This window comes from Streptomyces sp. B5E4 (assembly GCF_039871555.1).
GTDB lineage: Bacteria > Actinomycetota > Actinomycetes > Streptomycetales > Streptomycetaceae > Streptomyces.
The window spans coordinates 1-15,384 of sequence record NZ_JBDPMI010000025.1; the positions used below are offsets into that span (position 1 = coordinate 1).

The following is a 15,384-nucleotide window of genomic DNA, read 5'->3' on the forward strand; positions in this document are numbered from 1 at the left end:
CCGAACCCGGAAGCTAAGCCCGACCGCGCCGATGGTACTGCATGGGGGACCGTGTGGGAGAGTAGGTCACCGCCGAACAATCTTTAGTACTCAACCCCCGGACACCGTCCGGGGGTTGAGTCATTTCCGAGGTCCTTGCAGACTGGGACAATGGCCGAGGAGATAGTCGCACTTCGTTGGGATGAGCCGTCGGACGGCAGGGACGCCCCCGCGGTCGTCCTGCTGGATCAGACGCGACTGCCCGCCGACGAGGTGGAGTTGGTGTGTGCCGATGTGCCGGCGTTGGTGCGGGCGATTCAGACGCTTGCCGTGCGGGGGGCCCCGTTGCTGGGTATCGCCGGTGCGTACGGCGTAGCCCTGGCGGCCGTGCGGGGCGATGACGTCGATCAGGCCGCCGAACTGCTCGCCGGGGCGCGGCCGACCGCCGTGAATCTGGCGTACGGCGTACGGAAGGCGCAGGGCGCCTATCGCGCCGCCGTGGAGGCCGGTGACGGTGATGTCGGGGCGGCCGGCGCCGCGCTCGCCGAGGCGCGGTCCTTGCATGCTGATGATGCGCGGGCCAGCGCGCGGATGGCGGAGCACGGGCTGCGGCTACTCGGCGAGCTGGTGCCCCACGGTGGTTACCGGGTGCTCACGCACTGCAACACCGGGGCTCTGGTGTCCGGTGGCGGGGGTACGGCGTTGGCCGTGGTGCTGGCGGCGCACCGGTCCGGGGAGCTGCGGCGGCTGTGGGTGGACGAGACCCGTCCGCTGCTGCAGGGGGCCCGGCTGACCGCGTATGAGGCGGGGCGCGCGGGGATGCCGTACACGCTGCTGACGGACAATGCCGCCGGGTCGCTGTTCGCGAATGGGCAGGTGGACGTGGTGATCCTGGGCGCGGACCGGATTGCGGCGGACGGGTCGGTGGCCAACAAGGTCGGGACGTATCCGCTGGCGGTGCTCGCCCGCTACCATCGGGTTCCGTTCCTCGTCGTCGCGCCGACGACGACGGTGGACTTCAGTACGCCGGACGGCTCGGCCATCGAGGTGGAGCAGCGGGCCGGGGGCGAGATCACGGAGTTCTCCGTGCCGCACGCCGCCGGGTCGGGTCCGGGGCAGGCCGCGGTGACCTACGCGGTCGCACCTGTGGGTACGCAGGCGTACAACCCGGCGTTCGATGTCACCCCGCCGGAGCTGGTGACGGCTCTGGTCACGGAGCGTGGGGTGGCGTCGCCGGTGACGGGGGATTCGCTCGCGGAGCTGGTTGTGCGTTGACCGCGGGTGATCGTCAGGGGAAGCGGCACGTTGCGGCGGTGGCCGGGGCGTGACCTGGGACACGGGATTCTCTGTATGGGATGTGTAAATGGGATGATGTCGTCATGAAGGGACGCGTTCTCGTCGTCGATGACGACACGGCACTGGCTGAGATGCTCGGCATCGTGCTGCGCGGGGAAGGCTTCGAGCCGTCATTTGTATCGGACGGTGACAAGGCTCTTGCCGCGTTTCGCGAGTCGAAGCCCGACCTGGTGCTTCTGGACCTCATGCTGCCCGGCCGGGACGGTATCGAGGTCTGCCGCCTGATCAGGGCGGAGTCAGGTGTGCCGATCGTCATGCTGACGGCGAAGAGCGACACCGTGGATGTCGTCGTGGGCCTGGAATCCGGGGCCGACGACTACATCGTCAAACCGTTCAAGCCCAAAGAGCTGGTGGCCCGTATCCGGGCCCGGCTGCGCCGGTCGGAGGAGCCGGTGCCGGAGCAGCTGGCGATCGGTGATCTGGTGATCGACGTCGCCGGGCATTCGGTGAAGCGCGGCGGTGAGCCGATCGCGCTGACACCGCTGGAATTCGACCTGCTGGTGGCGCTGGCACGCAAGCCGTGGCAGGTCTTCACGCGCGAGGTGCTGTTGGAGCAGGTCTGGGGTTATCGGCACGCCGCCGACACCCGCCTGGTGAACGTCCACGTGCAGCGGCTGCGCTCGAAGGTCGAGAAGGACCCGGAGAAGCCGGAGATCGTGGTGACCGTCCGCGGCGTCGGCTACAAGGCGGGGCCGAGCTGACGTGTTCCGCGTGCTGCCGCGGGAGGGCGTGCCCGGCGGGCCGGTGCAGCCGTTCGTCCGGCTGTGCGTGCGCTGGGTACGCCGCCCGTTGCGTATCGCGACGAAGCTGTACCGGCGGAACATCCAGTTGCGGGTGGTCGCCACCACGCTGCTGATGTCGCTGGGCGTCGTCGTGCTGCTCGGCATCGTCGTCATCGGGCAGGTCCGCAACGGCCTGCTGGAGGCGAAGCTCGGCGCCGCGCACGGGCAGGCACAGAGCGGCTTCGCGCAGGCGGAGATACGGGGTGCGTCGGAGGAGCCCGGCAGCGGCAGCGAGGCCACGTCGTCCGTGAACTCCGCGGAGTGGCGGGCGGCCCTGGTGGAGCAGCTCATGGGCAGCGGGCAGGGCGTGGTGTCCGTGCTGGTGATGAGCTCCAGCGTGAACAACGAGGCCACCGGCTCGTCCGACAACCCGCGCGGCTCGCTTGTCTCGGACGACACGTCGGTGGACAGCATCCCGGCCGATCTGCGGGAGAAGGTCGACCGCGGCGGCGGTTCCGGGGTCTACGAGCAGTACGCGCGCGTCTGGAAGCGCGGCTCGGACGAGAGCGAGCCGTCGCTGATCATCGGCAAGCGGCTGAACGACCCGAACAACAACCCTTACCAGCTCTACTTCGTCTTTCCCTTCACCCAGGAGGAGAAGACGCTGAGCCTGGTGAAGGGCACGCTGGCGACGGCCGGGGTGTTCGTGGTGGTGCTGCTCGGCGCCATCGCCTGGCTCGTCGTACGGCAGGTCGTCACGCCCGTACGGATGGCCGCCGGCATCGCCGAGCGGCTGGCGGCGGGACGGCTCCAGGAGCGGATGAAGGTCAGCGGTGAGGACGACATCGCGCGGCTGGGCCAGTCCTTCAACAAGATGGCGCAGAACCTTCAGGTGAAGATCCAGCAGCTCGAAGATCTGTCGCGGATGCAGCGCCGCTTCGTCTCCGACGTCTCGCACGAGCTGCGCACCCCGCTGACGACGGTGCGGATGGCCGCGGACGTCATCCATGAGGCACGCGAGGACTTCGATCCGGTGACCGCCCGCTCCGCGGAGCTGCTGCTCGATCAGGTGGACAGGTTCGAGTCGCTGCTCTCCGACCTGCTGGAGATCAGCCGCTTCGACGCGGGTGCCGCGGCGCTGGACGCCGAGCCCGTCGACCTGCGGGAGATCGTGCGGCGCGTCGTCGGCGGGGCGCAGATGCTGGCGGACGCCAAGGGCGGGCGGCTGCTCGTCACGGGTGACGAGCGGCCGGTGATCGCGGAGGTGGACGCGCGGCGTGTGGAGCGGGTGCTGCGCAACCTGGTCGTCAACGCCGTGGAGCACGGCGAGGGCCGCGACGTCGTCGTACGTCTCGGTGCGTCGGAGAGCGCCGTGGCGGTGGCCGTGCGCGACTACGGCGTGGGGCTGAAGCCCGGTGAGGCGACGCGGGTGTTCAACCGTTTCTGGCGCGCCGATCCGGCCCGTGCCCGTACCACGGGCGGGACCGGGTTGGGGCTGTCGATCTCCCTGGAGGACGCCCGGCTGCACGGCGGCTGGCTGCAGGCGTGGGGTGAGCCGGGCGGCGGGTCGCAGTTCCGGCTGACGCTGCCGCGGACGGGCGGGGATCCGCTGCACGGCTCGCCGGTGTCGCTGGAGCCGGAGGACTCGCGGGCGCGGCGGGCGGCGCGGCCGGTGGAGCCGGGTTCGGTGACCGTGGCGCCGGCCGGTGGGTCGGCCGGCGGCGAGCTGCTGGGGACCGTACCGGCGCAGGGCGGGCGTGGGACGGGGGCCGCCGCGCGGGCGGCGGCACCGCGGCCCGCGGCGCGGGCGGAGGCGGACCCGACGGCGCTGCCGGGCAGCGGGCGGCGGGTCAGCGGGTATGCGGGGGCGGCTGACGAGGCGCCGGGTGCCGGGAGCGAGGATGGCCCCGAGAACGGCTCTGAGGGCGTGCCTGAGGAGGGCGTGGGAGGCGGTGAGGTCCCTAGTGAGGTCGGCGGCGAAGGGGAGCGCGGTGGTCGCGTCTAGGCGTACGGGAGAGGCGTCGGCGGTACGCGGGCGCCGGCCGGCGGCCGGTACCCCGGTGGCGTACCGGCGGCGACCGCCGGGCCGAACCCGCCGCTACGCCAGCGTCGCGCTGCTCGGCGGCCTGCTGCTCCTCGCCGGCTGCGCGTCCATGCCGGACAGCGGGGGCGTGCACCAGGTGCCGCTGTCGGAGCAGCGCGAGGATCCACGCGCGCGTACGTACGCGGAGCGGCCGGAGCCCGGTGCCAGCCCGCAGCGCATCGTGTCCGACTTCCTGGAGGCCCTGCGCAGCGACGACTACGCCACCGTCGCCAAGGCGTATCTGACGAAGAAGGCGCGCACGTGGACTCCCGGCGAGACGACGGTGCTGGCCGAGGCGCCCACGGTGATGGAGCGGCCGATGGCCGGGCCGAAGCCGGTGAACGGCGACAAGATCACCACGGCGGTCGTCCAGCTGCGCGGCGACAAGGTCGCGTGGCTCAACGACGCGGGCACGTACACGCCGGATGAGCGCGCGTACAACCTGAACATCGAGCTGTCGAAGGAGGGCAAGTCCGGGCAGTGGCGGATCGTGGATCCGCCGCGGGGGCTGGTGATCAGCCGGGCGGACTTCGAGCGGACCTTCCAGTCGGCCAGTACCTACCACTTCACGGCGCGCAGCAGGGACACGCTGGTGGCCGACCCCGTGTACGTGCGGCGGCGGATCGATCCCGTGACGGACGCCGTGCGCACGCTGCTCGACGGGCCGGGCGGGCTGATCGGGTCGGTCACGGAGACGACGTTCCCGGCGCGCACGACGCTGGCGAAGAACCAGCGGCTGACGGTCGACGAGGAGGGCACGCTGCGGGTGCGGCTCGCGCTGGAGACGAAGCCGGGGCTGCACACGTGCGAGCGGATGGCGGCGCAGGTGCTGCACACCGCGGAGAGCCAGGAGGGCGTGCGCGTCGACAATGTGGAGCTGCTGACGGCCAGGGACACCAAGATGTGCGACCTGAGCACGGCGGCGGGCGAGCGCTATGCGCCGGACCGGCTGGCGCGGCATCCCGCCTCGCTGTACTTCATCGACGCCAAGAACCGGCTGGTACGGACCTCGTCGGGGCCGGACGCGGGCGAGGCCGGGCCGGCGACGGTGATCAGCCCGCTCGGCGACGGCAAGCCGGCGTTCGGGTCGGCGGCGGTGGCCCGTTCGGAGAAGAAGGCGGCCGGGGTGACGGCCACGGGGCGCGCGCTGTACGTGTCGTCGCTGGACGAGTCCTCGGAGCTGGGTGAGCCGCTGCTGACCAGCGGTGCCAGCGAGGCGCAGGCCGAGCGGGGCGACGGGCTGACGGCGCCGAGCTGGGACGGGCTGGGCGACCTGTGGGTGGCCGACAGGGTCGGCGGGGAGTCGCGGCTGTACTGGATGTCGGGCGGCGCCGGGGATCCGGTGCGTATCGACGTCACGGGGCTGGAGGGGCGGATCGAGGCGCTGCGGATGTCGGCCGAGGGGGCGCGGATCGCGCTGGTCGTCAGCGAGGGGTCGGAGAGCCGGCTGGTGCTCGGGGCGGTGTCGGTGAAGGACGGTGTGCCGGTGGTGGCGCAGTTGCGCGACACGGGGGCGCTGGAGGAGGTACGGGCCGTGTCGTGGGCGGGCGAGAGCCGGCTGCTGGTCGTGGGGCGGGAGTCCGAGGGCGTGCAGCAGATGCGGCTGGTGTCGACGGACGGGTCGGTGCCGCCGGCGGCGGAGCTGGGGCAGGGGCTGACCGGGGTGACGGCGGTGGCGGCGGCGGAGGACGGTACGAAGCCGCTGGTGGCGGCGTCGGAGGAAGGGATCGTGCGGTTGCCGCAGAACGCGTACTGGAAGCCGGTGCCGGGCGCGGAGGCGGCCACGGCGCCGGTGTATCCGGGGTAGGCGCCGCGGGGTTCCGCTGCCGGTTTGTCCACATCCGCGGGGTTGTCCACAGGGGGTCGCGGGTGTCGGTGGCGGCGGGCATGGTGGACGCATGCGGGGGACAGGGCGGGAACTGGCGGGGCTGATGCTGCCGGCCGGCTGCGCGGGATGCGGGGCCGGGCGGGGCGCGGGGGCGCTGTGCGCGGGGTGCGCAGCGGAGCTGACGGCGGGTGCGGTGCGGCGCGTGGTGCCCCGGCCGCGGCCGCCGGGGCTGCCGGCGGTGTATGCGGCGGTGGCGTACGCGGACGCGGCCCGGTCGGCGCTGCTGGCGCACAAGGAACGGGGCGCGCTGCGTCTGGCCCGTCCGCTGGGCGCGGCTCTGGCGGCGGGGGTGCGGGCCGCGGAGGCGGAGCGGGGTGCGCGGGGCGGCGCGGGTATCCGGGCACGGGGCGGCGGTGCGTCGACGGCGGCTTGCAGCGCCCGGGATCCGGCGGCTGCTCGCGGAGCCTCGGGTGCGCCGACGGCTCGCGGTGAGGCCGGCCCGGCGGCGGTGTCCGGGGATCCGAGGGCTTCGGCGTCGGAGCCGGCGCGCCGCCGTGGCCGGGTGCGGGTGTGCGGGGCGGGCGGTGAGCGGGTGGTGCTCGTGCCGGTGCCGTCGGCGCGTGGGGCCGTGGTGCGGCGGGGTCATGATCCGGTGCGGCGTCTCGCGCTGGTGGCCGCGGAGCGGCTGCGGCGGGCCGGGATACGGGTGGAGCTGCTGCCGGTGCTGCGGCAGCGGCGGGCCGTGGCGGACCAGGCGGGGCTGAGCGCGGTGGCGCGGCAGCGGAACGTCTCGGGGGCCCTGGAGGTGGTGCGGGGCGGTGCGCTGCGGTTGCGCGCGCCCGGGTGCCGGATCGTGCTCGTCGACGACGTGCTGACGACCGGGGCGTCCCTCGCCGAGGCGGCGCGGGCGGTGCGCGCAGCAGGCTGCCATGGCGGGCTCGCGGCGGCCGTCGTGGCCGCGCCGCGCGACGCGTTCGAAGCCGGTCGCGCGTGTGCGCTCCCTTGACTGCAATCTTACGTTTCCGCAGGTAGAAAGGAGGTATAAGCACCTGATCGGACTACAGTTGCCTCAGGGGGTGCCGCAGCATCTCAGGCGAGCTATGTTCGATTGTGAGGAGGCTGTGAGGACAGTGGATGGGCCGAATCCGCTGGATCCGATGGGGTGTCGATCTTGTCGTTGGGGGAGGAGGAGGTGAAAGCCGGTCCTCCGTGAGGAGGGTCCGGCGGCAGAGAACCCCGAGGCTCCGGCACGAACCGGGGCCCGAGCGCACCAAGGGACCGGCTTCGCCCGTCAGCTCAGCGGTACGCGGAGCCGTTCCAGAACGGAGTTCTGCGTGGACATCGTCGTCAAGGGCCGCAAGACCGAGGTTCCCGAGCGGTTTCGTCGGCATGTGGCCGAGAAGCTGAAGCTGGACAAGATCCAGAAGTTCGACGGCAAGGTGATGAGCCTTGATGTCGAGGTGTCCAAGGAGCACAACCCGCGGCTGGCCGACCGCTGCGACCGGGTGGAGATCACAGTTCACTCCCGGGGGCCCGTGGTACGCGCCGAGGCGGCCGCGGCCGACCCGTACGCAGCCCTGGACCTGGCGACGGCCAAGCTGGAGGCGAGGCTGCGCAAGCAGCACGACAAGCGCAAGACCAGGCGGCCCGGCAAGGACCGCAGGACGGCGGCGGAGGTGGGCGACGTCGTCGCGCACGCGGCGCAGCTCACGGACGACGGGGAGCTGACGACCCCGTCGATGGAGACGATCACGGAGAGCGAGCCGCTGCAGAGCGGCTCTCGGCTCCTTCGCCGCGGACCGCTGGAGGTGGACGGCGACGGCCCGCTCGTGGTGCGGGAGAAGACCCACGCCGCCGCGCCGATGACGCTGGACCAGGCGCTCTACGAGATGGAACTCGTGGGGCACGACTTCTATCTCTTCGTCGATTCCGACAAGAAACTGCCCAGCGTGGTCTACCGCAGGCACGCGTATGACTACGGCGTGATCCACCTCGACCCGTATCTGATCGAGGAGTCGCTGCCCGACGGTGCAGGGGGCGCCCTGGGCGGCTGAAAGGCGACGGTAGGCGGGCGGCGGGGGCGTCACCCCGCCGCCCGATCGTGAAATCATGTGCGCGCACGGCAAAGTCGGTGCCTGGGGGCAAGCGTGGCGGAGTTCGAGCTGAGCGGAGCTGGTGAGCCGAAGACGTCGGTCGGTCCCCGGGAGGAGCCGATCCGTGTCCTCGTCGTGGACGACCATGAGCTCTTCCGCCGCGGCTTGGAAATCGTCCTCGCGCAGGAGGAGGACATTCAGGTCGTCGGTGAGGCCGGCGACGGCGCCGAGGCCGTGGTCAAGGCCGCCGACCTCCTTCCCGACATCGTCCTGATGGACATCCGGATGCCGCGGCGCACCGGCATCGAGGCGTGCACGTCCATCAAGGAAGTCGCCCCCAGCGCGAAGATCATCATGCTGACGATCAGCGACGAGGAAGCCGACCTCTATGACGCGATCAAGGCGGGCGCGACCGGCTATCTGCTCAAGGAGATCTCCACCGACGAGGTCTCCGCCGCGATCCGCGCCGTGGCGGACGGGCAGTCACAGATCAGCCCGTCGATGGCGTCGAAGCTGCTCACCGAGTTCAAGTCGATGATCCAGCGCACCGACGAGCGGCGGCTCGTGCCGGCGCCGCGGCTGACCGACCGGGAGCTGGAAGTGCTCAAGCTCGTGGCCACCGGGATGAACAACCGCGACATCGCCAAAGAGCTGTTCATCAGCGAGAACACGGTGAAGAACCACGTGCGCAACATCCTGGAGAAGCTGCAGCTGCACTCCCGGATGGAAGCCGTCGTCTACGCGATGCGCGAGAAGATCCTCGAAATCCGCTGAGGCTTCCGGGTGCCGCGGGGACGCCCGGAACGGGCGGTCAGCCCGCGGCCACGGCCTTCTCCGCCGCCCGCGCGAGCGGCGTGTGCAGCTCCGGCGGGCTGACCCGCTCCACCCGCACCGACCGCGCCCCGACCCAACTCGCCGCCTCCGCGAGCGCCGCCGCCGTGGGCTCCACGGCCTTCGCCGGCGTGACGCCGTTCGGCCGGTCCGCGCCCAGCGTCACCTGGCGGGCGACGAGCGTGCTCCCCTCGCGCCCCGGGTCGACCCGGCCGACGAGCCGGCCGCCGGCGAGCACCGGCATGGCGAAATACCCGTGTATCCGCTGGGGCTTCGGCACGTACGCCTCCAGCCGGTGCGTCAGTCCGAAGATCCGCTCCGTACGCGGACGGTCCCAGATCAGGGAGTCGAAGGGGGAGAGCAGCGTCGTCCTGTGCCGCCCCCGCGGGCCGTCTGCCAGCGCCTCCGGGTCGGCCCACGCCGGCTTGCCCCAGCCTTCGACCTCCACCTCGACCAGCTCCGTGTCACCCACGACGGCGGCGACCTGCTCGCCTTTGAGACGGTGATAATCAGCCAGGTCCGCGCGCGTGGCCACGCCGAGGGCGCGGCCCGCCTGGGCGACGAGCCGGCGCAGGCACTCCTCGTCCGTCAGGTCGTCGTGGAACAGGGCGTCCGGGACGGCGCGTTCCGCCAGGTCGTACACCCGCTTCCAGCCACGCCGTGCGGTGACGACGACCTCGCCGGCATCGAGCAGCGTCTCCACCGCGATCTTCGTCTCCGACCAGTCCCACCAAGGGCCGCCCTTCTTCGCCCCGCCCAGGTCCGTGGAGGTCAGCGGGCCGTCGGTACGCAGCCGGTCCACGACGGCGGCGCGCGAGCCCTCCGGGTCCTGCAGGTGATGCCAGCGGTAGCCGCGGGCGCGGCGGTCCCGGCGGCGGAAGGCGAACAGCGGCCACTCCTCGATGGGCAGGATGCAGGCGGCATGCGACCAGTACTCGAAGGCGGCCGCCCCCGACCAGTACGCCGACTCCACCGCCTCGCGGCCGATCGCGCCCAGGCGCGCGTACGGCACGAGTTCGTGCGACCGGGCGAGCACCGAGATCGTGTCCAACTGCACCGCGCCCAGCCGCCGCAGCACCCCGCGGGCCCCTGCACGGCGGTCGGGCGCGCCGAGCAGCCCCTGGGCGCGCAGGGCGATACGGCGGGCGTCGTCGGCGGAGAGAGACACGTTCGTGGTCATGCCGGCGAGCGTAGAGCCTGCCTCTGACAACCCCGGCCGGCAGCGCCGCCCGGCCTGGCCGCCGCCTCTGCCTGCGCGTCAGCGCCCCGTCCGCGCCGGGTACGTCACACGTGCCCCGTACGGCACCTGCGGGGCCAGGCCCATGTCCGACGGGAGCAGCGACGCCACCCAGGCGTCCCGCCGCACGCCGCGGTGGACGAGCCGGGAGCGCAGCACGCCCTCCATCGTGAAGCCGGCCTTCCGCGCCACCGTCCGCGATCCCTCGTTGCCCACCTGCGCCAGCCACTCCAGCCGGTCCGCGCCCAGCTCCGTGAACGCCCAGCGGGCCAGCGCCGCCACCGCCTCTCCCGCATACCCCTGCCCGCGGTGCCGGGGGGCGGTCCAGAAGCCGACGGAGCGGACGCGCTCCTCGGGCCCGGCCGTGCGGCCGACGCCCGCCGAGCCCACCAGCGCGCCGCTCTCCAGGTCGGTGAGGACCAGGTCGTACTGCCGGTCCTCGCGCCAGCCGGCCGGGATGATCTTCAGGACGTACTCCTCGGCGTGCTCCCGCTCGTACGGCGACGGGACCGGCAGCCAGCGCTGGATGCCGGGGTCCTGGCATGCGGCCAGGACGGCGTCGATGTCACCGGGCTCCGCGGGCCGGAGCAGCAGGCGCTCGGTGACCAGCGTGATGGGGTCCATGGGGGTGATTGTCCGCTTCCCGGGCGGGCCGCGCCAGCAGCACAGTTGGACAGCCCGTGCGCTTTCGGACACTTACGGCGACGGTGACGGCGCCGGCAGATACGGCAGCCGCGATGTCAGCTCCACGTCCGACGGCAGCAGCGACGCCACCCAGGCGTCGCGCCGCGTGCCGTGGTTGACGAACCACGAGCGCAGCGTGCCCTCCATCGTGAACCCCGCGCGCAGCGCCACCGCCCGCGACGGCTCGTTGCCCACCTCGGCGAACCACTCCAGCCGGTCGATGCCGACCTCCGTGAACGCCCAGCGCACCACGGCCGCCACCGCCTCCGCCGTGTACCCGCGGCGGCGTTGCCCGGGTGCCGTCCAGAACCCCAGTTCCGCGACCCGCTCCGCGTGCCGCGACGGCGTGAGGCCGACGAGCCCCATCGAGCCCACCAGCGCCCCGTCGTCGCGGGTGAAGACGCCGAAGTTGTACATGGTGTCCTCGCGCCAGCCCGCCGGGCTGACCTTGAGGACGAAGTCCTCCGCGTGCCCGCGCCCGTACGGCGACGGTACGCGCGTCCAGCGCTGCACGTCGGGGTCCTGGCAGGCGGCCAGGACGGCGTCGACGTCGCCGGCTTCCATGGGCCGCAGCAGCAGCCGGTCGGTGTCCAGTGTGACGGGTTCCATCCACGGATTCTCCGCCCGTGCCTCCCGCCCCGCCACGGCTTTTCCGCCCCGCCACTCCCGCGTACGCGCACCCGTCACGGCGGTCCGGCGCGCCCTTTGCGGCACTTTCCGCAGGGTCCGGACGTTGACACGTACGGTGACGGCACCTAACGTCCCTGGGCTGGACCTCCCGGGGCGCCCGCGTCCTCGCATACGATGGCCGGTGCGGCCGTGGGCTCCGCGAGGCCCGAGAGGAGCCCCAGAGGACAGGGGCCGCACCAGCGCACCCGACCGTGCCAGGCCCGACCGGCAAGGAGCCAGCCCAAAGTGTCCGTCTTCGGAAAGATCATGCGCGCAGGCGAAGGAAAGATCCTGCGCAAGCTCAACCGCATCGCGGACCAGGTCAACTCCATCGAAGAGGACTTCACCGAACTCTCCGATGCCGAGCTGCGCGCACTGACCGAGGAATACAAGCAGCGGTACGAGGACGGCGAGTCCCTCGACGACATCATGCCGGAGGCGTTCGCCACCGTCCGCGAGGCCGCCCACCGCATCCTCGGCGAGCGGCACTACGACGTCCAGATCATGGGCGGCGCGGCTCTGCACTGGGGCTTCGTGGCCGAGATGAAGACCGGGGAGGGCAAGACCCTGGTCGGCACGCTGCCCGCGTACCTCAACGCGATCTCCGGCAAGGGCGTGCACATCGTCACGGTCAACGACTACCTGGCGCAGCGCGACTCGGAGTGGATGGGCCGGGTCCACCGCTTCCTCGGCCTGTCGGTCGGCTGCATCCTCGCCAACATGCCGCCGGCCCAGCGCCGCGAGCAGTACAAGTGCGACATCACCTACGGGACGAACAACGAGTTCGGCTTCGACTACCTGCGCGACAACATGGCGTGGTCGAAGGACGAGCTGGTGCAGCGCGGCCACAACTTCGCGATCGTCGACGAGGTCGACTCGATCCTCATCGACGAGGCCCGTACGCCGCTGATCATCTCCGGCCCCGCCGACCAGGCCACCAAGTGGTACGCGGACTTCGCCAAGCTCGTCACCCGGCTGTCCAAGGGCGAGCCGGGCGACCCGCGCCTGGGCAAGCAGGAGACCGGCGACTACGACGTGGACGAGAAGAAGCGGACCGTCGCCATCCATGAGGCGGGCGTCGCCAAGGTGGAGAACTACCTGGGCATCGACAACCTCTACGAGTCCGTGAACACCCCCCTGGTCGGCTATCTGAACAACGCCATCAAGGCCAAGGAGCTGTTCAAGAAGGACAAGGACTACGTCGTCATGAACGGCGAAGTCATGATCGTCGACGAGCACACGGGCCGTATCCTGGCCGGCCGCCGCTACAACGAGGGCATGCACCAGGCGATCGAGGCCAAAGAGGGCGTCGACATCAAGGACGAGAACCAGACGCTCGCGACGATCACCCTGCAGAACTTCTTCCGGCTCTACAAGCGCCACGACCGCAACGGCAACGAAGAGCCGGGCCTGGCGGGCATGACCGGTACGGCCATGACCGAGGCCGCGGAGTTCCAGCAGATCTACAAGCTCGGCGTGGTGCCCATCCCCACCAACCGGCCGCTGGCGCGCATGGACCAGTCCGACCTGATCTACCGCACCGAAGAGGCGAAGTTCGACGCCGTCGTCGACGACATCGAGGAGAAGTACAAGAAGGGCCAGCCGGTGCTGGTCGGCACGACGTCGGTGGAGAAGTCGGAGTACCTCTCGCAGCAGCTCAGCAAGCGCGGCGTGCAGCACGAGGTGCTCAACGCCAAGCAGCACGACCGCGAGGCCATCATCGTCGCGCAGGCCGGCCGCCGGGGCGCGATCACCGTCGCCACGAACATGGCCGGCCGCGGCACCGACATCAAGCTCGGGGGCAACCCCGACGACCTCGCCGAGGCCGACCTGCGCCAGCAGGGGCTGGACCCCGTCGAGCACGCCGAGCAGTGGGCGGCGGCGCTGCCGGCCGCGCTGGAGAAGGCGGAAGAGGCGGTCAAGACCGAGTACGAGGAGGTCAAGGACCTCGGCGGGCTCTACGTGCTGGGCACCGAGCGGCACGAGTCGCGGCGTATCGACAACCAGCTGCGCGGCCGCTCCGGCCGTCAGGGCGACCCCGGCGAGTCCCGCTTCTACCTCTCCCTCGGCGACGACCTGATGCGGCTGTTCAAGGCGCAGCTCGTGGAGCGCGTCATGTCGATGGCCAACGTGCCCGACGACGTGCCGATCGAGAACAAGATGGTCACCCGCGCCATCGCCTCCGCCCAGTCGCAGGTCGAGCAGCAGAACTTCGAGACCCGTAAGAACGTCCTGAAGTACGACGAGGTCATGAACCGTCAGCGCGAGGTCATCTACGGCGAGCGCAAGCGGGTGCTGGAGGGCGAGGACCTGCACGAGCAGGTACGTCACTTCATGGACGACACCATCGACGCCTACATCCAGGCCGAGACCGTCGAGGGCTTCGCCGAGGAGTGGGACCTCGACCGGCTGTGGCGGGCCTTCAAGCAGCTCTACCCCGTCTCCGTGACGGTCGAGGAACTGGAGGAGGCCGCGGGCGACCGCGCGGGCATCACCCCCGAGTTCATCGAGGACATGGTCAAGGAGGACGTCCGCGCGCAGTACCACAAGCGCGAGGAGCAGCTCGGCTCGGAGATCATGCGCGAGCTGGAGCGCCGGGTCGTGCTGTCGGTGCTGGACCGCAAGTGGCGCGAGCACCTCTACGAGATGGACTACCTCCAGGAGGGCATCCAGCTGCGCGCGATGGCGCAGAAGGACCCGCTGGTGGAGTTCCAGCGCGAGGGCTTCGACATGTTCAACGCCATGATGGACGGCATCAAGGAGGAGTCCGTCGGCTACCTGTTCAACCTGGAGGTCCAGGTCGAGCAGCAGGTCGAGGAGGTCCCGGTGCAGGACGCCGCGCCCGCCGACGCCGCGCCGCAGGAGGCCGCGCCCGCCCCGGCGATCCTCGCCAAGGGCCTCGACCAGCCGCAGCGCCCCGACCGGCTGCACTTCTCCGCGCCCACCGCGGAGGGGGGCGTTGAGGAAGGCGAGCTGGCCACCGACGGCGCCCAGGCCGCCACGTCCGGAGGCTCCGGCGACGGCCGCACCCGGGCGGAGCGCCGCCGGGCCCAGAAGGGCGGCTCGAAGGGCAAGCGGCGCAAGAAGTGAGGCCGTAGTACGTCACCGCACGGCGGGGCCGGTCCCAAGGGACCGGCCCCGCCGTCGTCATGTGCGCTCGCCCTGCGGGCTGGGGTCCATCTCGACCGCGGCGCAGCGCCAGCGGTGGTCGGGGCCCAGTTCCAGGCGGAAGGCCAGCGCCCGCAGCCGGTCGCCCACGGCGACGCGGGCGAACGCCTCGATGGCGTCGGGTGCCGGGCGGCAGTAGCCGCACGCCCGCAGTTCCGGGCGGGGGCCGTCGCGCAGGGGCAGTGCGTCGGCGAAGGCGGCGAGCTGGTCGTAGGCGCGGCCCGTGGTGTGGCCGAGCAGCCAGTGCATCGGCCGCTGCCCGCTGAGCGCGAGCACCAGCCGTTCGGCGAACCACTCGTGCGGGCGCAGCTCCCCGGAGGGGCGGCGTGCGGGCTTGCCGCCGGGGCGGCGGGTGTCGCACCGGTTCCGCGGGGCGGTACGGCCGCGGGGCCGCGGGGGTTTCTCGTGCGGTGGCCGGTGGGCGGGCCTCCGGCGGTGTGCCGGGTCGTACGGCGGGTCGGGTGCCGGTTCGCCGGGCCGGCCGGCCGCGGTGTCCCGGGCCCGTCCGTACCGGGTCCCGTCCGTCAGGACGTTCGCGGCGCCGCCGTCCGGCTCTTCCCGCTCCGGCCCGCCTTCCGGCCGGTCGGCGGCCGGCCGGGTGTGTGTGGTCGTCACGCTGTCACCCCCGTGATGCGTGTGGTTCGCGATACCCGAAGGTCTACCGGCGCCCCTCGCCGCTTCGCAACGTCCGCCGCCTCCTCGCCGGACCGCCGGGGGATTCACCCCTCCAGGTG

At 71.9% G+C, this 15,384-nt stretch carries 12 protein-coding genes and 1 rRNA gene; 9 read left to right on the forward strand and 4 right to left on the reverse strand.

What is annotated here, in order from left to right; all coding sequences use genetic code 11:
* The 8 genes from rrf to ABGA99_RS26625 all read left to right on the forward strand — a co-directional run.
* A 5S ribosomal RNA gene (gene rrf, locus ABGA99_RS26590) occupies nt 1-78 on the forward strand; the annotation flags it as partial.
* A gap of 72 nt (nt 79-150) precedes the next feature.
* On the forward strand, nt 151-1,254 hold the full coding sequence (gene mtnA / locus ABGA99_RS26595) for an S-methyl-5-thioribose-1-phosphate isomerase (protein ID WP_347580111.1): 1,104 nt from the start codon (nt 151-153) through the stop codon (nt 1,252-1,254).
* A gap of 104 nt (nt 1,255-1,358) precedes the next feature.
* Nucleotides 1,359-2,036, forward strand: coding sequence for a two-component system response regulator MtrA (gene mtrA, locus ABGA99_RS26600; RefSeq protein WP_018840454.1), 678 nt, complete (start codon nt 1,359-1,361; stop codon nt 2,034-2,036).
* Nucleotide 2,037: 1 nt separating this feature from the next.
* Nucleotides 2,038-4,062 (forward strand): MtrAB system histidine kinase MtrB, encoded by a 2,025-nt coding sequence (gene mtrB / locus ABGA99_RS26605; protein ID WP_347583588.1) that lies wholly within the window; start codon nt 2,038-2,040, stop codon nt 4,060-4,062.
* Entirely contained in the window at nt 4,049-5,947 is a 1,899-nt protein-coding gene (locus ABGA99_RS26610; RefSeq protein ID WP_347580109.1) for an LpqB family beta-propeller domain-containing protein, read from the forward strand. The genes mtrB and ABGA99_RS26610 overlap by 14 nt, the downstream gene beginning before the upstream one ends.
* Nucleotides 5,948-6,038: 91 nt before the next feature.
* Entirely contained in the window at nt 6,039-6,974 is a 936-nt protein-coding gene (locus tag ABGA99_RS26615; RefSeq protein WP_347583589.1) for a ComF family protein, read from the forward strand.
* A 328-nt stretch (nt 6,975-7,302) separates the two neighbouring features.
* The gene (raiA, locus tag ABGA99_RS26620) at nt 7,303-8,022 is read left to right on the forward strand and encodes a ribosome-associated translation inhibitor RaiA (protein WP_347580107.1); all 720 of its coding nucleotides are present in this window, start codon (nt 7,303-7,305) and stop codon (nt 8,020-8,022) included.
* Nucleotides 8,023-8,115: 93 nt separating this feature from the next.
* Entirely contained in the window at nt 8,116-8,835 is a 720-nt protein-coding gene (locus ABGA99_RS26625) for a response regulator transcription factor (RefSeq protein ID WP_347583590.1), read from the forward strand.
* Nucleotides 8,836-8,872: 37 nt separating this feature from the next.
* Here ABGA99_RS26625 and ABGA99_RS26630 read toward each other — a convergent pair whose 3' ends face one another.
* The 3 genes from ABGA99_RS26630 to ABGA99_RS26640 all read right to left on the reverse strand — a co-directional run bounded on the left by ABGA99_RS26630 (nt 8,873) and on the right by ABGA99_RS26640 (nt 11,422).
* The gene (locus ABGA99_RS26630; RefSeq protein ID WP_347583591.1) at nt 8,873-10,072 is read right to left on the reverse strand and encodes a crosslink repair DNA glycosylase YcaQ family protein; all 1,200 of its coding nucleotides are present in this window, start codon (nt 10,070-10,072) and stop codon (nt 8,873-8,875) included.
* Nucleotides 10,073-10,150: 78 nt separating this feature from the next.
* Nucleotides 10,151-10,753: a GNAT family N-acetyltransferase gene (locus ABGA99_RS26635; RefSeq protein ID WP_347583592.1), complete on the reverse strand. Its 603-nt coding sequence runs from the start codon at nt 10,751-10,753 to the stop codon at nt 10,151-10,153.
* 72 nt (nt 10,754-10,825) lie between these two features.
* Nucleotides 10,826-11,422: a GNAT family N-acetyltransferase gene (locus ABGA99_RS26640; RefSeq protein ID WP_347580103.1), complete on the reverse strand. Its 597-nt coding sequence runs from the start codon at nt 11,420-11,422 to the stop codon at nt 10,826-10,828.
* Nucleotides 11,423-11,728: 306 nt separating this feature from the next.
* Between ABGA99_RS26640 and secA the strand changes: the two genes are divergently transcribed.
* Nucleotides 11,729-14,572 (forward strand): preprotein translocase subunit SecA, encoded by a 2,844-nt coding sequence (gene secA, locus ABGA99_RS26645; protein ID WP_347583593.1) that lies wholly within the window; start codon nt 11,729-11,731, stop codon nt 14,570-14,572.
* 57 nt (nt 14,573-14,629) lie between these two features.
* Here secA and ABGA99_RS26650 read toward each other — a convergent pair whose 3' ends face one another.
* On the reverse strand, nt 14,630-15,265 hold the full coding sequence (locus ABGA99_RS26650) for an Rv3235 family protein (protein WP_347583594.1): 636 nt from the start codon (nt 15,263-15,265) through the stop codon (nt 14,630-14,632).
* Nucleotides 15,266-15,384: the final 119 nt, after the last annotated feature.